Raw genomic sequence first — 22,333 nt, 5'->3', positions numbered from 1 at the left:
TCGACGTGTGTACATAACAGTGCAGAACGGGACAGAGGTGACGACGGTGACAGGTACCAGCTCGATGATCGTGGCGGGGCTGACCGCGGCGGCCCTCGCGACGGTCGGCCACCTCGGCCACCGGGCGGCGGTGACCGTCCCGGCCGAGCTGCGCCCTTCGGAGCCCGGCGCCGCGGCGGCCCTCCACCAGACCCCCCGGGAGGGGGACCACCCCACCGCCCTGCCCGCACGGTCGGGGACCGGCGAGCGGGTCGTGTACGCGCTGGGCGCCGACCGGGTGTGGCTGGTCGAGGGGAGCGGCAGGGTGCGGCGCACCTTCGGGGTGACCCCCAGCTCGGTGGACCCTGCGCCGGGCACCTACCGGGTCACGTCCCGGTCCGGCACGGCCACCGGGTCGGACGGCGTCCCGGTCGAGCACGTGGTGCTGTTCGCGTCCGTCGAGGGCACGGCGATCGGGTTCAGCGCGGAGGTCGACGGTTCGGCTCCGCGACCCGACCCGGAGGAGCGGACGGGCGGTATCCGGGAGACCCGCGAGGACGGCGCGGCGATGTGGGACTTCGCGACGATCGGGCGGAAGGTCGTCGTCGTACGGTGAGTCCCGGTGTGCGCGTTTCGGCCGGATCGCGTGAACGGGACCCGTACATTCCGACAAGACGTCGGCAAGATGTTGCGTTCGGTGTCCCAGGCGTGGTCACATGGTATCCAGCTCGTTGTTAGGTCTGCCTAACCACGCCCGCCCCCGCCCTTCAGGAGGCGTCCATGCCGGCCCACCAGAGCGCCCGCCGGACCACGGCGCAGTCGCGGCCCCAGCCGGTCCCCGGGATATCGATGCGCGACCTGCTGGCGTCCTGCGCCGCGGCCGCCGCGGTCTCCACCCCGCCCCGCGCGCCGGAACCCCGCCCCTGCGAACCGGCGAAGGACCACCGCGAGGCGGCGTAGCCACCCGGCCACCCGGCCGGGCGAACGCCCGGACGGCAGGAAGGGCAGGACGACAGGAAGGGCAGGACACCCGGACGGCGGAACGCCCGGACGCCTCCGTCAGGCCGACAGCACGGCCAGGTCGGTCGCCGCCCAGCGCGTGCCCAGGCCGGTCACGGTCACCCGGCGCACCTCGTCGGTGGTGTCGCCGACCGCCCGGTGGATGACGACCTGGAGACGGTCCTCGGTCAGCTCCTCGACCTTGCCCTCGCCCCACTCCACGACGATCACCGACTCCGGCAGCGAGACGTCGAGATCGAGGTCCTCCATCTCCTCCAGCCCGCCGGAGAGCCGGTACGCGTCGACGTGGACCAGCGGCGGACCGTCCCCCAGGGAGGGGTGCACCCGGGCGATCACGAACGTCGGCGAGGTGACCGCGCCCCGCACGCCGAGCCCTTCGCCGAGCCCCCGGGTCAGCGTCGTCTTGCCCGCGCCGAGTTCACCCGAGAGCAGGACCAGGTCGCCGGCGCGCAGCAGTCCGGCGAGCCTGCGCCCCAGTTCGCGCATCCGCTCGGGGGAGGTGACGGTCAGTCCGGCGGAGTGCGCGGACGGTGTCGGCTCAGCCGGGCCGTGCGGTGCTGCTGCTTCCATAGCCCTTAACGGTAGCCGGTGCGGGCACCGCACCCACGCGGGTGAGCAGGTCGGCGAGGCGGTCGGTGACCACCTCCGGGTGCTCCAGCATCACCAGGTGCCCGGCGTCCGGGACCAGCACCAGTTCCGTCTCCGGGAGCAGATCGGCGATCGCCTCGCTGTGCTCGCTCGGCGTCACCAGGTCCCGTACTCCGGCCAGCACCAGCACCGGCAGGTCGGCGAAGTGGGCGAGTGCCCCGGTCTTGTCGTGGTCGTTGAACGCCGGGTAGTACTCGGCGACCACGTCGATCGGCGTGCCCTCGATCATCCGCTCGGCGAACCGGGCGACCGCCGGGTCCACGTCCCGGGACGCGAACGAGTACCGCTTGATAACCCCGGCGAACAGGTCCACCGTCGCCCGGCGCCCCCGCTCCACCAGCTCGGCCCGCTGCCCCAGCGCCTTCAGCACCCCGGGCAGCACCCGCCGCACCGCGTTGACGCCGGCCACCGGAAGCCCGAAGTTGACCTCGCCGAGCCGCCCCGAGGAGGTACCTATCAGGGCGACGCCCACGACCCGCTCCCGGATCAGCTCCGGGTACTGGTCGGCGAGGGCCATCACCGTCATCCCGCCCATGGAGTGACCGACCAGCACGAGCGGGCCCTCGGGCGCCGCCGCGTCGATGACGGCCTTCAGGTCCCGCCCCAGTTGCTCGATGGTGACCGGCTCGCCCCGCTCCACCTGCGCCGCGCCCCGCGCCGAGCGGCCGTGGCTGCGCTGGTCCCAGTGCACGGTCCGCACGACGCCCCGCAGCGCGGCCCGCTGGAAGTGCCAGGAGTCCTGGTTGAGGCAGTAGCCGTGGCTGAAGACGACGGTGACCGGGGCGGGTGCCCTGCGGCCGAACAGCCGGCGTCTGCGCTCGGGGGTCGGGGCGGGGTCGACGTCGTCGGCCTCGTAGTACAGCTCGGTGCCGTCGTCGGCGTACGCCCTGCCGGGCGTGCCGCGCAGCGCGCCGTACGGTCCCGCGGAGTCGAGGGCGAGCCGGGCCTTCTGGCGCATGCCCCGGCCGACCGTCATCCGCTCTATCGCCACGCCCGCGGCGGCCCCGGTGGCGAGCACGCCTATCGCGACGCCCGCGACACCGGTGGCCCGGCGCCAGCCTCCGCCGGCCGCGGAGACGGCGGCCTCCGCGATGCCCTCGCTCACCTGCCGCTCCCCTCGTTCCCCTCGTTGACGTAGACGCGCGGGACGCGGGTCCCGATCCGGGTGACGATCTCGTACGCGATGGTCCCGGCGGCCTGCGCCCAGTCCTCGGCGGTGGGCTCGCCGCGGTCGCCGGGCCCGAAGAGGACGGCCTCGGCGCCCGGCCCCGGCTCGTCCCCGCCCAGGTCGACGACGAACTGGTCCATCGCGACCCGCCCGGCGACCGTGCGCCACTTGCCCTCGACGAGGAGCGGCCCGGTGGAGGAGGCGTGGCGCGGGATGCCGTCGGCGTAGCCGAGCGGGACGAGGCCGAGGGTGGTGGCGCCCGGGGTGACGTAGTGGTGGCCGTAACTGACGCCGTGGCCGCCGGGAACGTGCTTGACCAGGGCCATCGAGGCGGAGAGGGTCATCGCCGGGCGCAGTCCGAGGTCGGCGGGGGTGCCGATCCCGGGGCTGGGCGAGACGCCGTACATCGCGATGCCGGGGCGCACGAGGTCGAAGTGGCTCCCGGGGAGGGTGAGGGTGGCGGGCGAGTTGGCGATGTGCCGCACCTCGGGGGCGACGCCCCGGCTCTCGGCGTACGCGACCATCTCCCGGAACCGGGTCAGCTGGGCGGCGATGGAGGGGTGCCCCGGCTCGTCGGCGCAGGCGAAGTGCGACCACAGGCCGGTGACCCGCAGCAGCCCCTCGGCCTCGGCGCGCAGCGCCTCGGCGACCAGCTCCGCCCAGTCGTCCCCGGGCTGGCAGCCGCCGCGCCCCAGCCCGGTGTCGGCCTTGAGCTGCACCCGTGCGGGCCGCCCCGCGAGACGAGCGGCCCGGGTGACCTCGTCCAGCGCCCACCTGCCGCTCAGGGACACGTCGAGGTCGGCCTCGATCGCCTCCCGCCAGGGCCCGCCGGGCGTCCACAGCCAGCACATGATCCGTACGCCGTCGGGCACCCCGGCGCCGGGCGCGCGCAGCGCGAGCGCCTCCTGCGGGGTGGCGGTGCCCAGCCAGGTCGCCCCGGCCTCGACGGCCGCCCGCGCGCAGGGGGCGGCGCCGTGCCCGTACCCGTCGGCCTTGACCACGGCCATGAAGGCGGCGCCGGACGCGCGCTCGCGCAGGGTGCGCACATTGGCCCGCACGGCGGCGAGGTCGATCTCGGCACGGGCCCGCAGCTCCGCACCCCCCGGGGCAACTGTCTCGTTCATCCCGCCCAGTCTCTCAGAGCGCCCCGCCGCGCCTGCCCGTCGGCCGAACCGGCCCCTCCGGCGTTCGAGGTGAGGGGGGTCCGGGGCAGCGCCCCCGGGGCGGGACGGGCGGGGGCGGCGGGGCGAGACACCCGGGGCGTCCGCCTCATCCCCGCACCACGCTCCGCCACGCCCCCGCGATCCCCTCCGCCACGTCGTGCGCCCCCATCGGCGCCCCGTCCGCCGCGAACCGCCCCGCCAGCCCGTGCAGATACGCCCCCGCGCTCGCCGCGTCGACGGCCGACAGCCCCGCCGCCAGCAGCGACCCCGCCAGCCCCGACAGCACATCCCCGCTCCCCGCCGTGGCCAGCCACGAGGTTCCCGTCGGATTCACCCGCACCGCACCCCCGCCCGGGGGCGCGATCAGGGTCGTGGACCCCTTCAGCAGCACCGTCGCCCCGTACCGCCCCGCCAGCTCCCGCACCGCGCCCAGCCGGCCGCCCTCGACCTCCTCCCGCTCGACCCCGAGCAGCGCCGCGGCCTCCCCCGCGTGCGGGGTCATCAGCGTCGGCGCCCGCCGCCCCCGGACCGCCGACGCCTCCGCCAGCCGCAGCCCGTCCGCGTCGATCAGCACCGGCACGTCCGCCGCCAGCACCTCCGCCACCGTCGCCGCGTCGTCCCCGGCCCCCGGCCCGACCACCCACGCCTGCACCCGCCCCGCGCGCTTCGGCCCCCCGTCCGACACCAGCGTCTCGGGGAAGCGGGCGATCACCGCCTGCCCGGCGGGACCGACGTACCGCACGGCCCCCGCACCGCCCCGCAGCGCCCCCGCCACCGCGAGCACCGCGGCCCCCGGGTACCGGGCGGACCCGGCCGCGATCCCGACGACGCCCCGCCGGTACTTGTCGCTCTCGACGGCCGGCACCGGCAGCAGCCGGGCCACGTCCGCGTGCTGCAACGCCTCCGCTTCCGGCTCCTCCGGGAGCGACAGCCCGATGTCGACCAGCCTCACCGACCCCGCGTACTCCCGTGCCGGGTCGATCAGCAGCCCCGGTTTGTGCGTCCCGAAGGTCACCGTGAGGTCGGCGCGGAGCGCCGCCCCCCGCACCTCCCCGGTGTCGGCGTCGACCCCGCTCGGCAGGTCGACGGCGACCACGGCCGCCCGCGCCCGCCCGGCGGCGTCGGCGAGCGGCACCGCCTCCGGACGCAGCCCGCCCTTGCCGCCGATCCCGACGATGCCGTCGACGACGAGATCGGCCCGCTCGATCAGCCCGTCGGCGCCGTCCGTGCCCGTGGTCCGCCCGCCCGCCCGGCGCAGTGCCGCGAGCCCTCCGGCGTGGGCGCGCTCCGGCGCGAGCAGCACCGCGCTCACGCCCGCGCCGCGCCGGGCGAGCCGGGCGCCGGCGTGGAGGGCGTCACCGCCGTTGTCCCCGCTGCCGACCAGCAGGACGACCCTGCTGCCGTACACCCGCCCCAGGACGTCCGCGCAGGCCGCGGCGAGCCCGGCGGCGGCGCGCCGCATCAGCGCCCCCTCCGGCAGCCGTGCCATCAGTTCCCGTTCCGCCGTCCTGACCGTCTCCACGCTGTACGCAGTACGCATGTGTCCGAGTCTCCCGCAGAACGCGATCCTCATCGAGAACTGCTACGACGTGAACCTCGCTGCCCGGAGCGGCACGGTCACCGGCGGCGGGATCCGGCCGGCGGCGCGCTCGGAGTTCGCGGACAACCGGGACATCACCGTCCAGAACCCCATGGTGACCAACTCGTCGATCCGCGAGAGCCCCTGCGGCGAGAACACGACGTTCCGCAACAACCGGCTGGTGAACAGCGGTCGGTCGATCTGCTGGCGGAGACACACAGGCGGGGTACGGCGCTCCCTGTCGCCGCACCCCGCCGTGCGTCCCGCCGCGCACCCGTCGTCGCCTCAGTTCGTGGCGAGCATCCCCGCCCGCAGCCGCTTCAGCGTGCGGGACAGCAGTCGCGAGACGTGCATCTGGGAGCAGCCGAGCCGCTCACCGATCTCCGCCTGCGTCAGCTCCTCCACGAAGCGCCAGTGCACGATCTTGCGCTCACGCTCGTCGAGCTCGGCGATCATCGGCGCCAGCGCGTGGAAGTCCTCGACCAGTTCCAGCGCGGCGTCCTCGGTGCCGATGAAGTCCGCGAGCACGCTCTCGCCGTCCGGCTCGCTGCCGATGGCGGCGTCCAGGGAGGCGGAGTTGTAGCCGTTGGAGGCGATCCGGGCCTCGTTGACCTCTTCCTCGGTCAGGCTCATCAGCTGGGCGAGTTCGGCGGTCGTGGGCGTGCGGCCCAGCCGGCTGCGCAGCTCCTCGGTGGCGCGGGCGAGCTGCACCCGGGCCTCCTGGAGGCGGCGCGGGACGTGCACGGACCACGACGTGTCGCGGAAGAACCGCTTGATCTCGCCGACGATGTACGGGATCGCGAAGGAGGTGAACTCCACCTCGCGGGACAGCTCGAACCGGTCGATCGCCTTGATCAGCCCGATCATGCCGACCTGGACGATGTCCTCCATCTCCTCCGGCCCGCGGCTGCGGAACCGGCCGGCCGCGAAGCGGACCAGGGACATGTTCATCTCGATGAGGGTGTTGCGCGCGTACTGGTACTCGTGCGTGCCCTCCTCCAGCTCCGTCAGCCGGCGGAAGAACTGCTTGGACAGCTCCCGGGCGTCCTTCGGCGCGACCTGACCGGGATCGGCGACCTCCGGCAGTTCGGTCACTGTCTGAGCTCGGTCGGTCCGCGCCATCGTCGACGTCACTGTTCGCCCTCCCTGTTTGTTCGGCCCCACTTCCGGCACCGGCTCAAACGCGTCTACCCCCGTCCACGCGATACACGCACCCTCTTTCCACCCGTTCATCGGCGACGTCGGCGCAGCAGCCGTACGAGGGCGAAGACGACGGTGAGCACGGCGGCGACGACGAGGAACGCGTCGCCCCAGACCGGCAGGTCGACCCCTGCCCCCGGGAAGGCGAGGGGGAGGACGGGCACGGGCACCGGCCTCACCCTTCCGCGATCACGACCGCCGAGGCCACCCCGGCGTCGTGGCTGAGCGACACGTGCCAGGACCGCACGCCCAGCGCGGCGGCGCGGGCGGCCACCGTCCCCTTCACCCTCAGCCGCGGCTGCCCGCTGTCCTCGCACCACACCTCGGCGTCGGTCCAGTACAGCCCCGCGGGCGCGCCGAGCGCCTTGGCGAGCGCCTCCTTGGCCGCGAACCGCGCGGCGAGCGAGGCGACACCGCGCCGCTCGCCGCTGGGCAGCAGCAGCTCGCTCTCCAGGAAGAGCCGCCGGGCCAGCGCGGGCGTCCGCTCCAGCGACTCCGCGAACCTCTCGATCTCGGCCACGTCGATCCCGACTCCGATGATGCTCATGCGGGCACCTTACGGCGGCGGGAGCGGGGGCACGCCGCAGCGGACGCCCGCCGACGAGTGGCCCGACGGCCACGGACGCACCCCGTCAGGCCGCGCCCAGCTCGCACCACACCAGCTTCCCCCGGCTGGGGCATCGCAGGAGTGAGCGAGGAGCGTCTGCGCCGACTCGCCTCCCACTACGCCTGTACCGACCAGGGGTTCATCGACGCACTGGTGGCGATGGCCACCGACCGAACGCGCGGCTGGTGGGAGGAGTACCGGTGGCGGCTGCCCACCTCGTTCCTCGACCTCGCCGGGCTTGACCACCACGCCACGTTCCGCCACGAGGTCGCGATCCTGTACGTCCCGGGTCCGCTGCAGACCGAGGACTACGCCCGAGCCGTCTTCTCCGCCAGGGTTCCCGAACTGACCGATGACGAGCTGGAAATGCGCGTACGACACCGGATGGCACGCAAGCGAGCCGATTTCCCGTACAGACTGGTGATCCACGAAGCGGCCCTGCGCATCAGGGTCGGCGACCGCGCGACATCCCGCGCTCAGCTCACCGCGCTCCTGAACTCGTCCGAAGCGGACGACATCACCGTGCGCGTCGTCCCCTTCGACTTGGACGGCTTCGGCCTCGCCGCAAGCACCATGACCTATGTGGGCGGCCCCGTCGCCAGACTGGACACGGTCGTACGCGACGCGCCTCACGGCTCGGCCTTTGTCGATGCAGAGGCACAGCTCGGCGCCCAACGAATGCGTTTCCGTAAAGTTGAAGCCGCGTCACCGGAACCGGAACGCTCGCGTGACTTCATCAACCGTCTGATCAAAGAGCTGTGAGGCACTCGATGGACAACTGGCGCAAGTCGTCCTACTCGGGCCCGGGCGACGGCAACGACTGCGTCGAAATCGCGACCCGCCCCACCTGTACAGCCGTCCGCGACTCGAAAGCCCCGGCCGGGGCGACCCTCACCTTCCCGGCCGGAGCCTTCTCCGCGTTCCTGGACGGGGTGAAGACCTACTCCACCGTCACCGACTTCGCCAGGTTCCGCGGCTGATCCACCTCGTTGCCCCGCGCCGTCGCCAGCTCGCAGGCGAACACCTGCAACGGCACCGTCGCCACCAGGGGCTGGAGCAGCGTCGGGGTGGCCGGAATCCGGATCAGGTGGTCCGCGTACGGCACCACCGCCTCGTCCCCCTCCTCCGCGACGACGATCGTCCGCGCGCCCCGCGCCCGGATCTCCTGGATGTTGGAGACGATCTTGTCGCGGAGGACGGACCGCCCCCGGGGCGAGGGGACGACCACGACCACCGGCACGTCGTCCTCGATCAGCGCGATCGGCCCGTGCTTCAGCTCGCCCGCCGCGAAGCCCTCCGCGTGCATGTACGCGAGCTCCTTCAGCTTCAGCGCGCCCTCCAGTGCGACCGGGTAGCCCACGTGCCGGCCCAGGAACAGCACCGTGTCCTTCCCCGCCAGCGAGCGGGCCAGTTCCCGTACCGGCTCCATCGTCCCCAGGACGCGCTCCACCGCACCGGAGATCGACGACAGGTCCCGCACCACCGCGCGGATCTCGTCGGCCCACTTGGTGCCCCGCACCTGGCCCAGGTACAGCGCGACCAGGTAGCAGGCGACCAGCTGGGTCAGGAACGCCTTGGTCGAGGCGACCGCGACCTCCGGACCGGCGTGCGTGTACAGCACGGCGTCCGACTCGCGCGGAATGGTCGATCCGTTGGTGTTGCAGATCGCCAGCACGCGCGCGCCCTGCTCGCGGGCGTGGCGCAGCGCCATCAGCGTGTCCATGGTCTCGCCGGACTGGGAGACGGCGATGACGAGGGTCTGCTGGTCGAGGATCGGGTCCCGGTAGCGGAACTCGCTCGCCAGTTCCACCTCGCAGGGGATCCGGGTCCAGTGCTCGATGGCGTACTTGGCGATCAGCCCGGCGTGGAAGGCCGTACCGCAGGCGACGATGACGACCTTGTCGACCTCGCGCAGGACGTTCGCCGGGATGCGCACCTCGTCCAGGGTGAGCGAGCCCGAGCCGTCGATGCGGCCCAGCAGGGTGTCGGTGACCGCCTTCGGCTGCTCGGCGATCTCCTTGAGCATGAAGGAGGCGTAGCCGCCCTTCTCGGCGGCGGAGGCGTCCCAGTCGACGTGGTACTCGCGGACGTCGGCCGGGGCGCCGTCGAAGTCGGTGACCGTGACCGCGTCCCGGCGCAGCTCGACCACCTGGTCCTGCCCCAGCTCGACGGCGTCCCGGGTGTGCGCGATGAACGCGGCCACGTCGGAGGCGAGGAAGGCCTCCCCCTCCCCCACGCCCACCACCAGCGGCGAGTTCCGCCGCGCGCCCACCACCACGTCCGGCTCGTCCGCGTGCACGGCGACCAGGGTGAACGCGCCCTCCAGGCGCCGGCAGACCAGCCGCATCGCCTCCGCGAGGTCGGCGCAGCCGGAGAACTCCTCGGCGAGCAGGTGCGCGACCACCTCGGTGTCCGTCTCGGAGGCGAGGTGGTGGCCGCGCGCGGCCAACTCCTCGCGCAGGGCGGCGAAGTTCTCGATGATGCCGTTGTGGACGACGGCGACCCGGCCCGCGTTGTCGAGGTGCGGGTGCGCGTTGGCGTCCGTCGGACCGCCGTGGGTGGCCCAGCGGGTGTGCCCGATGCCGGTGGTCCCGGTCGGCAGCGGCCGCTCGGCCAGTTCCTTCTCCAGGTTGACGAGTTTCCCGGCCCGCTTGGCGGTGGCCAGGCCGCCGTCCGTCAGCACGGCGACGCCCGCCGAGTCGTACCCCCGGTACTCCAGCCGCTTCAGCCCGGCCGTCACGACGCCCAGCGCCGACTGCGGCCCCACGTATCCCACGATTCCGCACATGCCCGGCAGCCTACGGTCCGAGGGCCGCCGGAAAGGGCCTTCGCCTGCCCGAAAACGGAAATTCCCACCGGTGCACGCAGCACCGGTGGGAAGGGACGGAACGCGGGACGCGTCAGGCGAGCTTGCCGAGCTGCGCGTCCGAGACCGCCGTCGGGAAGTCGAAGTCCTCGCCGGTGGCGGCGGAGGCGAAGTTGGTGACGGTGAAGGATGCGACGGTGGCGCCCTTGCGGACGACGACCAGCTTCATGGGCGCCTTCACGCCCTCGTCCGCGGCCACGAACGCCGTGATCGCGACCGCCTCGTCGCCGCCACCGGGTGCCTCGGCCTTCTCGACGGACACGATCTCGAGCGCCTCGCCCATGGCGTCGTAGGCGTAGCCTCCGGCGCACTTGCCGGCAGCGGTCTCCACGTCCTTGACGACCTGCTCGGCGCCGCCGTCCTCGTAGGAGGCGAGCGTGACGATCATCTTCTCCGCGTCGAGTCCGGCGAGCAGGGCCTCCTCGGGGCTGACGTCCGCGGCCGGCTTCTGCGGCTCACCCGTCCAGGACCGCTTCACCGTGGCCGCCGGCGTGCCCGCGGGCACGCCCATCTGCAACTGGGCGAGCGGCTGGCAGGCCGCGTCCTTCGACTTCACCTTGTCGGCGGAGGCGTCCTCCGCGGCGGACACCTCCGTCACCTTGCCGTCCTTGACGTCCGCCTGCGCCAGCGCGGCCTTCTCCAGCTCGGCGGCGGTGAGCGCCTTGGCCGCCGGTGCGGCGGAGGCAGAGGCGGAGGCGGAGGCGGCCGGGTCGCCCTTGCCCTTGCTGTCGCCGGCCTTGTCCTCGTCGCCGGAGCCGCCGCAGGCGGTGGCGAGCAGGGCGAGCGCGGCGGCGGAGGCGGCGAGCACGGTACGGCGGACGGCGGTGGTTCTCACGTGGGACTCTTTCTCGAGGGCGCGGAGGGCTCCGCAAGGCGTTGCGCGCAATTCAAGCGGATCCCGAGCACAGCCACCGCACAGATGATCATCAGAAGATCACCCGGTACGCGACCGTGACAACCGTGTGATCAAGGAAGGGCCACGGAAGCGGCGGGGCGGCGTGACGCAGCCCACCCGCCACCCTGTTCGAACTCCGTTAACAATGGACTGTGATATCTCCGGTCTCCCCGACACCCCGGAGCGCCCACCGGCAGCGGCCGGAGGCGACTCCCTACATGGACCTCACCCGCGCCGAGTGGAGCGCGCTGCGCGACAAGACCCCGCTGCCCCTGTCGGCGGCGGAGGTCGAACGGCTGCGCGGCCTCGGCGACGTCATCGACCTCGACGAGGTCCGGGACATCTACCTGCCGCTGTCCCGGCTGCTCAACCTCTACGTCGGCGCCACCGACGGACTGCGGGGCGCGCTGAACACGTTCCTCGGCGAGCAGGGCTCCCAGTCGGGCACGCCCTTCGTCATAGGGGTCGCCGGTTCCGTGGCCGTCGGCAAGTCCACGGTGGCCCGGCTGCTCCGCGCGCTGCTGTCCCGCTGGCCCGAGCACCCGCGCGTGGAACTGGTGACGACGGACGGGTTCCTGCTGCCGACGAAGGAGCTCCAGGAACGGGGCCTGATGGCGCGGAAGGGGTTCCCCGAGTCGTACGACCGCCGTGCGCTGACCCGTTTCGTCGCCGACGTCAAGGCGGGCAGGGCGGAGGTCTCCGCCCCCGTCTACTCCCACCTGATCTACGACATCGTCCCGGGCGAGAGGCTCACCGTGCGCCGCCCGGACATCCTGATCGTCGAGGGCCTCAACGTCCTCCAGCCCGCGCTGCCCGGCCAGGACGGCCGCACGCGCGTGGGCCTCGCCGACTACTTCGACTTCAGCGTGTACGTCGACGCCCGCACGGAGGACATCGAGCGCTGGTACCTCAACCGCTTCAAGCGGCTGCGCGAGACCGCGTTCCAGGACCCGTCGTCGTACTTCCGCAGGTACACCCAGGTCTCCGAGGAGGAGGCCCTCGACTACGCCCGCACGATGTGGCGCACCGTCAACAAGCCGAACCTCGTGGAGAACATCGCCCCGACCCGGGGCCGGGCCACCCTGATCCTGCGCAAGGGCCCCGACCACAAGGTCCAGCGCCTCAGCCTGCGCAAGCTGTGACCGCTCCCCCGCCGCCATGCTGCACCTGCGCCTGATCACCCCGGCCGACAGGACCGATGCCGTGGTCCGCCTGGTCGAGGGGACGATCGGCACCACGCACCTGTGCGTGCTGCCGGGCGCCGCCCGCGATCCCGCCGGGGACGTCGTGATGTGCGACGTGGCGCGGGAGGCCGGCGACGACCTGCTCGGCGGGCTGCAGCGGCTGGGACTGGACACGAGCGGTTCCATCGCCGTGGAGGACATCGACCTGTCGCTGTCGAAGCGGGCCGAGAGGGCGGAGGAGGACGCGCCGGGCGAGAGCGCGGACGCGGTGCTGTGGGAACGCCTGACCGAGGCCACCCACGAGGAGTCGACGCTCTCGGTCGCCTATCTCATGTTCATCACGCTGGCCACGACGCGGGAGCCGGGCCCCTTCCCGGCTCCCGGGGTCCTGCCCGGTGTCGCGACGAGCACTGGAACGGGAAGCGCCCAGGGGTACGGGCCTTCGCCGTACGGAGCCCGCCGCGCCTACCCCAGCGCCGACTTCACCGCGTCCGCGAGGCGGCTCGCCACCGAGTGGGCCTGGTCGATGTCCGCGGCCTCGACCATGACGCGGACCAGCGGTTCCGTGCCCGAGGGGCGGAGGAGGACGCGTCCCGTCTCCCCCAGCTCGCGCTCGGCCTCGGTGACGGCCGTGGCGAGTTCCGCGGAGGTCCCCACCCGGGACCTGTCGACGTCCGGCACGTTGACGAGGACCTGCGGGAGGCGCTGCATCACCGAGGCCAGGTCCCGCAGCGTACGGCCGGTCCCGGCGACCCGCGCCGCGAGCAGCAGGCCGGTGAGCGTGCCGTCGCCGGTCGTCGCGTGGTCGAGGACGATGACGTGGCCGGACTGCTCGCCGCCGAGGGCGTAGTCCTTCTCCTTCATCTCCTCCAGCACATAGCGGTCGCCGACCGCGGTCTGCACGAGCCGGATGCCCTCGCGTTCCATGGCGAGCTTGAAGCCGAGGTTGGACATCACGGTCGCGACGACGGTGTCGGAGCGCAGTACGGAACGCTCCCGCATCGCCAGCGCGAGCACGGCGAGGATCTGGTCGCCGTCGACCTCGGCGCCGGTGTGGTCCACCGCCAGGCACCGGTCTGCGTCGCCGTCGTGCGCGATGCCCAGTGCGGCCCCGTGCTCGACGACCGCGGCCTTCAGCTGGTCGAGGTGGGTCGAACCGCAGCCGTCGTTGATGTTGAGCCCGTCCGGGTCCGCGCCGATGGTGACGACCTCGGCCCCGGCCCGGGTGAACGCCTCCGGGGAGACCTTCGCGGCGGCGCCGTGCGCCTCGTCGAGGACGATCTTCAGACCGTCCAGGCGGTTCGGGAGGACGCCGACGAGGTGGGCGACGTACTTGTCGAGCCCCTCCTCGTAGTCGCGCACACGGCCGACACCGGCGCCGGTCGGGCGGTCCCAGGGGGCCCCGGTGCGGTGCTCCTCGTACACGGACTCGATCCGGTCCTCCAGCTCGTCGGCGAGCTTGTGACCGCCGCGGGCGAAGAACTTGATGCCGTTGTCCGGCATGGCGTTGTGGCTCGCGGAGAGCATGACGCCGAGGTCGGCGCCGAGCGCGCCGGTGAGGTACGCCACCGCCGGCGTCGGCAGCACGCCGACCCGCAGGACGTCCACGCCCGCACTGGCGAGGCCCGCGACGACGGCGGCCTCCAGGAACTCTCCGGACGCGCGCGGGTCACGTCCGACCACGGCGGTGGGCCGGTGTCCCTCGAACGTGCCCGCCTCGGCCAGTACGTGTGCGGCGGCGACGGACAGGCCGAGCGTCATCTCCGCCGTCAGGTCCGCGTTGGCGACACCGCGCACGCCGTCCGTGCCGAAGAGCCGTCCCACTTGTCCTCCTGAGGGTGCGTCAGTATCGAAAACCGTCGCCGAGGCCGTGCCCGGGCGCCGGGTCCGTCCGCGCGGTCGACGGTCGTGCCGCTGACGGTGCTGGTGATGTGTTCGACGGTCGCGACGCGAGTGCGGCTCCGCATCCGCGGACACGCGCCACAGCGACGATGTCCGACCATCCGATCACATTAGCCTTTGAGTGCCTTGTGTCGTTATACGCCCACAGCAACGAATAAACGAACGCCCCGGCGGCACTGTGGCGTGCCGCCGGGGCGTTCGGAGTACGCGCGAGCGCCTACGAGATCAGCGCTTGCTGTACTGCGGGGCCTTACGGGCCTTCTTCAGACCGGCCTTCTTGCGCTCGACCGCACGGTCGTCGCGCTTGAGGAAGCCGGCCTTCTTCAGCGGGCCGCGGTTGTTGTCGACGTCCGCCTCGTTCAGCGCACGGGCGACACCCAGACGGAGCGCACCGGCCTGACCGGAGACACCGCCACCCGCGATGCGGGCGATGACGTCGTAGCGGCCCTCGAGCTCGAGCACCTTGAAGGGCTCGTTGACTTCCTGCTGGTGCACCTTGTTCGGGAAGTAGTCCTCGAGGGTGCGACCGTTGATCTTCCACTTGCCGGAGCCCGGGACGATCCGGACGCGGGCGATGGCGTTCTTGCGGCGGCCCAGGCCGGCGGCCGGCTGGGGCTCGCCGAACTGGGAGGCCATGGACTCCGAGGTGTACTCGCCCTCGACGGGCACCTCGGACTCGGTGGTGTAGCTGTCGATGTCAAGCTCTTCGAGCGGCTGCTCGGCAGTGGTCTCGGCCACGATTCTCCTCAGATTCTCTTCAGTCTTAGGGGGTGGCCGGACTTACTGCGCGACCTGGGTGATCTCGAACGGCACCGGCTGCTGGGCAGCGTGCGGGTGCTGGTCGCCCGAGTAGACCTTCAGCTTCGAGAGCATCTGACGGCCCAGGGTGTTCTTGGGGAGCATGCCCTTGACGGCCTTCTCGACGGCCTTCTCGGGGTTCTTCGCGAGCAGCTCGTCGTAGCGGACGGAGCGCAGACCACCCGGGTAGCCCGAGTGGCGGTACGCCATCTTCTGGGTCCGCTTGTTGCCGGAGAGGTGCACCTTGTCCGCGTTGATGATGATGACGAAGTCACCGGTGTCGACGTGGGGCGCGTAGATCGGCTTGTGCTTGCCGCGCAGGATGGAGGCCGCAGTGGAGGCCAGACGACCCAGGACGACGTCCTGAGCGTCGATGACGTGCCACTGGCGCGTCACATCGCCGGGCTTGGGGCTGTACGTACGCACGGTTCGTAGCCTTCGCTTCTTCAGTGAATGAGTCCTGACAAGGTCACCGAAGACGATCACGACAGCCCTGACCGCACTGCGGTGACGCAAACCGCGTGCCGGTCGCTGGTCATCGGCCCGGTGGACCGGTGTAAGGGCCCCTCACGTGAGAATGAGTAAGCCACTACACACAACGAAAATGCAGGATACCCATCGTCGGCCGGACGGGTCAAAACGAGCTCCGTCCGCGAGGGGCTACACCGATTCTACGGCCGTGCGCCGCTCCTCCGCCGCCCCACCCGGGCGGCCCGCCTCCCGCGTCCCCCGTACGCAGTGACGGGCGACCGTCACCGCCAGCGCGCACAGCGTGAAGGAGTCACGGAAGGCCCGGCGCCGGCCCGGCTCCAGCCACGGCCAGGTCACCCCCGGCAGCTGCGGCACCAGGGCGAGCCAGAACCAGGGCCGCCGCGCCACCGCCCCGGCGTACGGCAGACCGGCGAGCAGCAGCGGCAGGACGACCAGGAGGTAGTGGTCGTAGGAGGGGCGCGACACCAGGAACGCCGAGAGCATCAGCCCCGCGGACGTCTCCGCCAGCCGCAGCTCCGCCGGCCCCGGGCCGCGCCAGCGCCGGTGCGCGCACACCACTCCCGCGGCGGCCGCGAGCAGCGCGAGCGCCGTGGCCACGGCCCCGGGAACGCCGAGTCGGGGCAGCACGGCCGCCGGCGAGGCCTCGTAGAGCCGCACGAAGGCGTCGTCGCCGCTCAGCAGGAACGGCAGGGTACGGGTGAGGAAGCCCGTGGGGTCCGGCAGGAACAGCGCCGCCACCACCGAGGCGACCACCGGCACCAGCACCAGCACCGCCAGCGCCGCCCAGCGGCGCGCGAAGAGGAACAGCAGCGCCATCGGCGCGAGCAGCGGCTTCAGCGCCACCGCCACCCCGATGACCGCGCCCGCCGCGACCCACCGGCCCCGGTTCGCCAGCAGCAGGCACAGCGGCAGCGCCAGCACGGCCGTCACCGTCCAGTTGCCCAGCCGCACCAGCTGCCCGAACGGCGCGAAGCCGGCCGCCGGGCCCAGCAGCCCGAGGACGGCGAGCCTGCTGCGCAGCGGCACCCGGTGCAGCCGCAGGGCGCAGGCCCAGCCCAGCACGAGGGCGAGGACCACCGCCACCGGCACGGCCACGTCGAGCACGGCCCGCGGCAGCAGCGCCTGCGGGGCGGCGACCACGACCGCGCTCGGAAAGTAGAGGAAGTGCCGGTCGTCGTAGGGCGAGCCACCGGCCAGCCAGGTCCGCCCGGCGTCCACGACGATCGCGTTGTCCATCCCTCCGCCCGAGGTCACCAGCACCGTGTGCACCGCCAGCGCCCCCAGCACCGCCGCGAGTCCGGCCCACAGGGGTCCGCCCGCGGGGCGCACCAACCACCCGGAGATGTCGCTTTTGTCCGTCGTCATGGCGGCAACGCTAGGGCCTGCGGGCCTCGTTGAGACGGACCAGCACGCCCCGGGCCCCGTCTAAGATGCGCCCCATGAGTCTTGGGCAGGGGGGACCTCAGCAGCAGTGGGATCCCTGGAAACCGAATTCCCAGCAGCCCTGGAGCGGCGGCGGCTCCAACCAGTCACCGGACTGGGCCGCGCTCGCCGACGCCGCCGAGGCCCGCGCCAAGCGGCGCCGGCTGATGCTCATAGGCGGCGGGGCGCTCGCCGCCCTCGCGATAGGCACGGCCGTGGCGGTCGCCGTCGTCTCGTCCAACGGCGGTGACGGGACCTCGCCGGGCACCTCCGCCCAGCCGCCCGGGGGCTCCGACACCGGCCTCCCGGGCCCCACGGGCACGGTCCCGTCGTTCGCCCCGACGAGCGCCCCGCCGCCGCTGGACCCGATGGACTTCATCGCCGGCGCGGAGAAGGACAAGGCCCCGCTGAGCCCCGACGTCCTCTTCCCCGGTACCCGGCTGACCATGGGTGGGACGGTGTACAGGAAGGGCCCGACGGCGGACACCGGAAACTGCGCCTCGGCCGCGAAGTCCACGCTCCCGAAGGTCCTGAACGACAACGGCTGCACCCGTCTGATCCGGGTCACCTACACCAAGGACGACGTGGCGGTGACGGTCGGCGTGGCGGTCTTCGACACCGAGGCCCGGGCGACGAGGGCCAAGCGGCAGGCCGACAAGAAGAGCATCGTCAGGTCGCTGTCGGGGGGCGGCGTCAAGGACTTCTGCTCCGGCGCGGTCTGCCGCTCCACCACCAACTCCTACGGCCGTTACACCTACTTCACCATCGCCGGCTTCACCACCGGCAAGGACGTGACGACGAGGGACACGGCCGTCTTCGCCATCGGCGACGACCTGCAGGAGTTCACGTTCCGCCAGATCCGCCGCCGGGGCGTGGCCCAGGCGTCGGCGGCGGCGGACGAGTAGCCGCCGGCCGGCGCTCACGAGATCCTGATCCAGATGCGGTACTCGCCGGTGCCGGCGGAGTTGCGGAACGGCAGGTCCGCCAGGAGCCGGTAGTGCGGATTGCCCCTGACCGCGTCCGCGACGACGTCGTCCACCCGTGGGTTGGTGAGCCCGTCGAGGACGATCAGATCGAACTCGCCGTCGCGCAGCGCCGCCCGGTAGGCGGCGTCCCCGGCGAAGTACGTGCCCTTCCCGTCCGTGTACTCCATGCCGAAGACGCTCTGCCACTGGCGGTGCGTGGTCCTCTCACGGAAGTAGTAGAGGGGCACCTCGGGTGTGGAAGCGAGGTAGCGGTCCGTGGAGTTCATGTGGGGCTCGACGGTCCGGACCATCCTCGATGAGTCGGGCCACAGGGCGAACCGCCAGTCCGCCTGCGCGATGCCCAGGCAGAGCATCGCCGTCCACAGCACGATGCCGAGCTGCGGGTACCGGAAGTGCGCGCCCACCAGACGGGTCACGCCGACACCGGCCATGGGCGCGGCGAAGAACAGACCGAAGCCGATGTGCTTGAACAGCGACACCTGGGTGGCCAGGTGCACCTGGTAGGCGGGCGCGAGCACCGCCGTGCCGCACAGCACCAGCCCGAGCAGGGCCCGCCGGCGCCGGCCGGGGTCGTCCAGTCGCCGCGCGAGCGGCGACTCGTGCATGCGGCTGCGCCGGGCGTAGGAGACGGCGCCGCCGACGGCGGCGAGGAACAGCAGGCCGCCCCACTCCGCCGACCGCCGCAGCAGGAAGCCGGCGCTGTCGGTGCCGTGCTCCCGGTCGGTGGTGGTCTGCCGCACGCCGGCCATCAGATCGGTGGCGTACACGCCGGCCGCGAGGAGGGCGCCGACGCCCAGGCCGAGCAGCACCATCCGCCCGACCGCCACCCTCGCGCCCCGGCGGGGCCACGTGGTGAGCAGGGCCAGCACCACGACGGTCGGCAGGTACAGCGCGGCCGCGTACTTCACGCCGACGGCCAGGACCGCCACGGGCGCGGCGAGCAGCACGGCCGCGGCGGGCGCCCGGCCGGTGCGGACGACGATCCAAGTGGCCAGCGCCAACAGGAACACGGCGGCCGCGTCGTAGGTGGCGTAGTACCCCATGACGACGGTCGACTGCACCACCGCGAACAGCGCCGCCGCGGCCAGCGCCGCCCGCTCGTTGAACAGGCGGCGGGTGAGGGAGTACAGCAGCCCGGTGGCGGCGAGCATGAACACCAGGCTCAGTGACCGCGCCCCGGTGAGCCCGAACCGCCCGTCCACGAGCGCGGCGAGCACCGGGTACAGCTGCGGCGAGCCGGAGAAGTACGCCGCGTAGTCCCTCGGGAGCGGGGTGCCGTGCAGCAGGTGGTCGAGCTGGGCGTGTCCGGCCGCCAGGTACAGGGCCTCGTCCTGGAAGGCGGTGTTGGACAGCCGCAGCGAGAGCACGGCCTGGACGACCAGGACGCACAGCAGCACGGTCCGGCTGACCCAGGTCCGCCGTCTGCCGGCGGCCATGGCCCAGCCCACCTCGGGGGTGTCGGGCACGTGGTAGCCCGGCCCGGCCGGCGCCCGTTCCCCCACGACCCGCAGCGCGCGGGTCGGCCGGTCGTCGTGACCGTCCCGCGGACCGCTCGGCTGCCGCGGTGCGAACCCGTCGGAGCCGAACCGGCCGCCGGCCGTGTCCTCCTCCGCGTACGGGTCGGAGGGCTGCGGTGTGCGGTGGTCGTGTCGAGACATCACGGCTTCCGTACGTCGAAGCCGAACCGGTCGTCCGCGGCCAGGCGCCTGAACTCCTCCAGCGCCCGGGGACTCGCCTCCAGCCGCCAGTCGGCGCGCTTCCTGTGGTTGAACCAGACGAAGCCGAGCATGTCGTCGTCGGCCGTGACGCCCTCGAAGAGGCTGCGGATGTCGGCCCGCCGCCGCTCGCCGGCCACGGCCGCCGTCTCCAGCAGCAGCATCGGCTTCCCGGTGAAGGTGCGGACCTGGTCCCGGGTCGGACCGAAGAGGCTGTCGAAGGCGCTGTCCTCCTCCGCCGTCCAGTAGCCGATCAGGCCGATCCAGTCGACGTAGCCGTCGCCCGGGTAGTACGGCTCGAGTTCGACCTCGCTGACCGGGTTGACGATGTTCGGCGACCAGGCCCAGATGACGTTCGAGGCGCCGACGTCGACGAAGGTGTCGTGGAGGCGCCGCCAGGCGGCCACGTACTCCTCGGGGGTGGTGTTCCCGGTTCCCCACTTCTCCCAGTGGCCGTTGAACTCGTCCGCGAAGGAGATCACCACGGGCAGGTTCAGCTCGCGCACCGCCGTCGCGTACTTCCTGACGTAGGCGTCCGACGCGCCGGCCGCGATGTCGGCCGGCGGGGTGTCGAAGGGCTCCCAGGACATCAGCGTCAGGGCGCCCTCCGCCCAGGCGTTGCGCACACCGGTGGCGTCGAAACCGTCGCCCCAGGCGGCGTAGTACTCGATGAGGTTCGGCTGCTTGCCGACCATCCCGGTGTAGGCGTCGATGCCCTTCATCGAGTGCGGCGAGCCCTCGACGGCGGCGCCGAAGTACTTCTTCGCCGGCTTCAGCAGCGGTACGACGTCGTACGGGACGCCCGCCCCGGCGCTCCCGGCGCCCGGGCCGCCGCCGGCCGCGTCCGGGCCGGCCGGCTCGTCGCCGGACAGCGAGCAGCCGCTGAGCAGCAGTGCCGCGAGCAGGCAGGAGGACAGCGCCGCACGGGTGCGGGAGAGGAAGCGCATCAGGCCGTCGCCTCCGTCCGGGGCTGCACCAGGACCCGGGCCACCACCAGGGCGTAGAAGAGCCCGGAGGAGAGGAGCAGCGCGAAGTCCGGGGCGTCCATGGTGAACGTGCGGTACACCGCGGCGACCACCCACACCAGTGCGGTGCCGCCGCTCCACACCCACATGCCGGTCCAGAAGCGCCGGGTCCTGTTCCTCCCGGCGTCGGAGGAGCCGGTGGGCTGCCAGCCCATGCGGTTCCCGCGCAGGATGTCCCAGATGGCGAAGGTGTGTGCCCAGCCGTACATCATGCGGGCCGCCCACGCCTCCAGGCGGTAGGGCGCCCTGTGCCACGCCGGGAAGACGATCGTGGTGTAGACGATGCTCGGGAGCACCAGGAACAGGTGCTCGACCAGGAGCTTCTCCGGCATCGCCAGCAGCAGCACGATCGGGATCACGGGGGCCGCGAAGGTGAACAGCGCCGTGTGGATGTAGTAGAGGAAGCCGGAGATGTAGCACAGGCGGCTCGACAGCCTGATCCTCGTCCGCCAGAACTTCCCGCTGCCCAGCAGGCTCATGGAGCCGGCGCACCAGCGGTACTGCTGGTTGAGGAAGGCGCCCGCGTTGTCCGGGCACACGCCCGTCGACACCGCGACCGGCACATAGCGCAGGTCCCAGCCGAGACCGCGCAGGTCGAAACCGGTGTGCACGTCCTCGGAGTGCTCGATCAGCGTGGTCCCGCCGTTGGCCTCCAGGGCCGCGCGCCGGTAGACGGCGCAGCTGCCCACGCAGATCGCACCGTCACTGCCCTGCCGGGAGACCTGCACGGACCGGTAGAACAGCTCCTGCACGGCGCCCGCGCCGCGCTCGATCCAGTTCTGCGAGTCCAGGACGCGGAAGTACTGCGGCGACTGGACGATGCCGATGCGCGGGTCCGCCGCCATGTACGGCAGCAGTTCCTGGAGCAGGTCGGCGCGCGGGGTGAAGTCGGCGTCGAGGATCAGGATGTACTCACCGCCGGACCGGCCGAACCCGAAGTGCAGGTTGCCCGCCTTCTTGAACCAGCCACGGTTCTCGCGGGTCCCGTAGCGGAAACCGAAGTCCCGGGCCATCGCCTCAAGTTCGGAACTGGCGCCGTCGTCCAGCACGAACGGGACACAGACGCCCGGGTAGTGGTCGGCCATCGCCCGCACGTGCTTCCAGGTGTTGTGCAGGACCCCGATGGGCTCACCGCACACGGGCAGGAACACGTCGACGGTGGGGTACGCCTTGGGGCGCCAGTCACGGACCAGCCGCTTGTGGTGCGCGATGTCGAAGTCACGGGTGAAAGCGTTCACCCGGAGCGACACCAGGTAGTAGACGACCGTGAAGGCGAGCAGCGGCGTGTACGCCCACAACGGCGGTGCGGACCTCGCCAGCTCGAACTGGCTGACCGCCAGGCAGCAGAAGCTGACCAGCGAGCCGGTCGTCAGGATCCACAGGTGCCGGCGCGCGTAGGCGTACTTCTCCCTGTCCGTCGGCGGCAGCGGCAACAGCCCCATCGGGGCCCCGCCGCCGCGTGGCGCCCTGCGCCGCCCGCCGCTCCTGCGCAGGTCACGACGCCCCCCGGCCCGCACCGGGCCCACTGAACCCATGGCAAACCCCCCGGGCCCCGACGGCCCGTCGCCCCCCGCCCTCGCCCGGTCTCCCCGAACCCATGACCGGGCGCCGCAAGGCTATCCGAGAGACAGGAGGACCGTAAGGGGGCGACCGCAGTGCCGCGTTCCGGACGCGCCGGGAGGGA

The 22,333-nt window shown here is 72.6% G+C and carries 21 protein-coding genes and 3 pseudogenes; 8 read left to right on the top strand and 16 right to left on the bottom strand.

The features are described from left to right. The first annotated feature begins 46 nt into the window (after positions 1-46). Positions 47-595, top strand: coding sequence for a hypothetical protein (locus tag KYY02_RS01610; RefSeq protein WP_371235535.1), 549 nt, complete (start codon positions 47-49; stop codon positions 593-595). Between the two features lie 164 nt (positions 596-759). Further along, the gene (locus tag KYY02_RS01605) at positions 760-939 is read left to right on the top strand and encodes a hypothetical protein (RefSeq protein WP_371235534.1); all 180 of its coding nucleotides are present in this window, start codon (positions 760-762) and stop codon (positions 937-939) included. A gap of 99 nt (positions 940-1,038) precedes the next feature. Here KYY02_RS01605 and tsaE read toward each other — a convergent pair whose 3' ends face one another. The 4 genes from tsaE to KYY02_RS01585 form a co-directional block, all read right to left on the bottom strand. Then, complete coding sequence (gene tsaE / locus KYY02_RS01600; protein WP_371235533.1) at positions 1,039-1,569, bottom strand: tRNA (adenosine(37)-N6)-threonylcarbamoyltransferase complex ATPase subunit type 1 TsaE; 531 nt, start codon at positions 1,567-1,569, stop codon at positions 1,039-1,041. Then, positions 1,538-2,752 (bottom strand): alpha/beta fold hydrolase, encoded by a 1,215-nt coding sequence (locus tag KYY02_RS01595; protein ID WP_371235532.1) that lies wholly within the window; start codon positions 2,750-2,752, stop codon positions 1,538-1,540. The genes tsaE and KYY02_RS01595 overlap by 32 nt, the downstream gene beginning before the upstream one ends. Beyond that, a complete protein-coding gene (gene alr / locus KYY02_RS01590; protein ID WP_371235531.1) occupies positions 2,749-3,939 on the bottom strand; it encodes an alanine racemase in 1,191 nt (396 codons plus the stop codon). The genes KYY02_RS01595 and alr overlap by 4 nt, the downstream gene beginning before the upstream one ends. Before the next feature lie 145 nt (positions 3,940-4,084). Continuing rightward, positions 4,085-5,518, bottom strand: a complete 1,434-nt coding sequence (locus KYY02_RS01585) for an NAD(P)H-hydrate dehydratase (protein ID WP_371235530.1) — start codon at positions 5,516-5,518, stop codon at positions 4,085-4,087. 19 nt (positions 5,519-5,537) lie between these two features. On the opposite strand from KYY02_RS01585, the pseudogene KYY02_RS01580 reads away from it, so the two are divergent. Further along, a pseudogene (locus tag KYY02_RS01580) lies at positions 5,538-5,762 on the top strand (hypothetical protein); the annotation flags it as partial. 80 nt (positions 5,763-5,842) lie between these two features. Here KYY02_RS01580 and KYY02_RS01575 read toward each other — a convergent pair. From KYY02_RS01575 to KYY02_RS01565, 3 genes are all read right to left on the bottom strand, one after another. Next, entirely contained in the window at positions 5,843-6,679 is an 837-nt protein-coding gene (locus KYY02_RS01575; protein ID WP_371235710.1) for an RNA polymerase sigma factor SigF, read from the bottom strand. A gap of 107 nt (positions 6,680-6,786) precedes the next feature. After that, on the bottom strand, positions 6,787-6,927 hold the full coding sequence (locus KYY02_RS01570) for a hypothetical protein (RefSeq protein ID WP_371235529.1): 141 nt from the start codon (positions 6,925-6,927) through the stop codon (positions 6,787-6,789). A gap of 5 nt (positions 6,928-6,932) precedes the next feature. Continuing rightward, positions 6,933-7,304: a holo-ACP synthase gene (locus KYY02_RS01565; RefSeq protein ID WP_371235528.1), complete on the bottom strand. Its 372-nt coding sequence runs from the start codon at positions 7,302-7,304 to the stop codon at positions 6,933-6,935. A 129-nt stretch (positions 7,305-7,433) separates the two neighbouring features. Here KYY02_RS01565 and KYY02_RS01560 point away from each other — a divergent pair. Together KYY02_RS01560 and KYY02_RS01555 are read left to right on the top strand one after the other, a co-directional pair. Continuing rightward, a pseudogene (locus tag KYY02_RS01560) lies at positions 7,434-8,126 on the top strand (DUF5753 domain-containing protein); the annotation flags it as partial. 8 nt (positions 8,127-8,134) lie between these two features. Next, the gene (locus KYY02_RS01555) at positions 8,135-8,344 is read left to right on the top strand and encodes a DUF397 domain-containing protein (protein ID WP_371235709.1); all 210 of its coding nucleotides are present in this window, start codon (positions 8,135-8,137) and stop codon (positions 8,342-8,344) included. On the opposite strand, the gene glmS is transcribed toward KYY02_RS01555, so the two are convergent. Both glmS and KYY02_RS01545 read right to left on the bottom strand, forming a co-directional pair. Beyond that, entirely contained in the window at positions 8,305-10,152 is a 1,848-nt protein-coding gene (gene glmS / locus KYY02_RS01550) for a glutamine--fructose-6-phosphate transaminase (isomerizing) (protein WP_371235527.1), read from the bottom strand. The genes KYY02_RS01555 and glmS overlap by 40 nt on opposite strands. A 112-nt stretch (positions 10,153-10,264) precedes the next feature. Continuing rightward, on the bottom strand, positions 10,265-11,065 hold the full coding sequence (locus KYY02_RS01545) for a hypothetical protein (protein ID WP_371235526.1): 801 nt from the start codon (positions 11,063-11,065) through the stop codon (positions 10,265-10,267). 212 nt (positions 11,066-11,277) lie between these two features. Here KYY02_RS01545 and coaA point away from each other — a divergent pair, with 212 nt between their 5' ends. Next, the gene (gene coaA / locus KYY02_RS01540; protein WP_371235525.1) at positions 11,278-12,267 is read left to right on the top strand and encodes a type I pantothenate kinase; all 990 of its coding nucleotides are present in this window, start codon (positions 11,278-11,280) and stop codon (positions 12,265-12,267) included. Between the two features lie 16 nt (positions 12,268-12,283). After that, a pseudogene (locus tag KYY02_RS01535) lies at positions 12,284-12,661 on the top strand (DUF389 domain-containing protein); the annotation flags it as partial. 113 nt (positions 12,662-12,774) lie between these two features. On the opposite strand, the gene glmM reads toward KYY02_RS01535, so the two are convergent. The 4 genes from glmM to KYY02_RS01515 all read right to left on the bottom strand — a co-directional run bounded on the left by glmM (position 12,775) and on the right by KYY02_RS01515 (position 16,866). Then, a complete protein-coding gene (gene glmM / locus KYY02_RS01530) occupies positions 12,775-14,133 on the bottom strand; it encodes a phosphoglucosamine mutase (RefSeq protein ID WP_371235524.1) in 1,359 nt (452 codons plus the stop codon). Between the two features lie 303 nt (positions 14,134-14,436). After that, on the bottom strand, positions 14,437-14,949 hold the full coding sequence (gene rpsI, locus KYY02_RS01525) for a 30S ribosomal protein S9 (RefSeq protein WP_371235523.1): 513 nt from the start codon (positions 14,947-14,949) through the stop codon (positions 14,437-14,439). 42 nt (positions 14,950-14,991) lie between these two features. Then, positions 14,992-15,435 (bottom strand): 50S ribosomal protein L13, encoded by a 444-nt coding sequence (rplM, locus tag KYY02_RS01520; RefSeq protein ID WP_048458033.1) that lies wholly within the window; start codon positions 15,433-15,435, stop codon positions 14,992-14,994. 234 nt (positions 15,436-15,669) lie between these two features. Beyond that, positions 15,670-16,866, bottom strand: a complete 1,197-nt coding sequence (locus KYY02_RS01515; protein WP_371235522.1) for a glycosyltransferase 87 family protein — start codon at positions 16,864-16,866, stop codon at positions 15,670-15,672. Between the two features lie 74 nt (positions 16,867-16,940). Between KYY02_RS01515 and KYY02_RS01510 the strand changes: the two genes are divergently transcribed. Beyond that, the gene (locus tag KYY02_RS01510; protein ID WP_371235521.1) at positions 16,941-17,828 is read left to right on the top strand and encodes a hypothetical protein; all 888 of its coding nucleotides are present in this window, start codon (positions 16,941-16,943) and stop codon (positions 17,826-17,828) included. Between the two features lie 14 nt (positions 17,829-17,842). Here the strand turns inward: KYY02_RS01510 and KYY02_RS01505 are convergent, their stop codons facing one another. Genes KYY02_RS01505 through KYY02_RS01495 form a run of 3 tightly spaced genes read right to left on the bottom strand, consistent with a single transcriptional unit; the run spans position 17,843 to position 22,091 of the window. Further along, a complete protein-coding gene (locus KYY02_RS01505) occupies positions 17,843-19,567 on the bottom strand; it encodes a glycosyltransferase family 39 protein (protein WP_371235520.1) in 1,725 nt (574 codons plus the stop codon). After that, on the bottom strand, positions 19,567-20,571 hold the full coding sequence (locus tag KYY02_RS01500) for a glycoside hydrolase family 26 protein (RefSeq protein WP_371235519.1): 1,005 nt from the start codon (positions 20,569-20,571) through the stop codon (positions 19,567-19,569). The genes KYY02_RS01505 and KYY02_RS01500 overlap by 1 nt, the downstream gene beginning before the upstream one ends. Then, complete coding sequence (locus KYY02_RS01495; RefSeq protein WP_371235708.1) at positions 20,571-22,091, bottom strand: glycosyltransferase family 2 protein; 1,521 nt, start codon at positions 22,089-22,091, stop codon at positions 20,571-20,573. Before KYY02_RS01495 ends, KYY02_RS01500 begins: the two co-directional genes overlap by 1 nt. Positions 22,092-22,333 lie beyond the last annotated feature (242 nt).

Source organism: Streptomyces pimonensis, from assembly GCF_041380215.1.
Classification (GTDB): Bacteria; Actinomycetota; Actinomycetes; order Streptomycetales; family Streptomycetaceae; genus Streptomyces; species Streptomyces pimonensis.
This window is presented reverse-complemented; position numbering and strand designations above follow the sequence as displayed.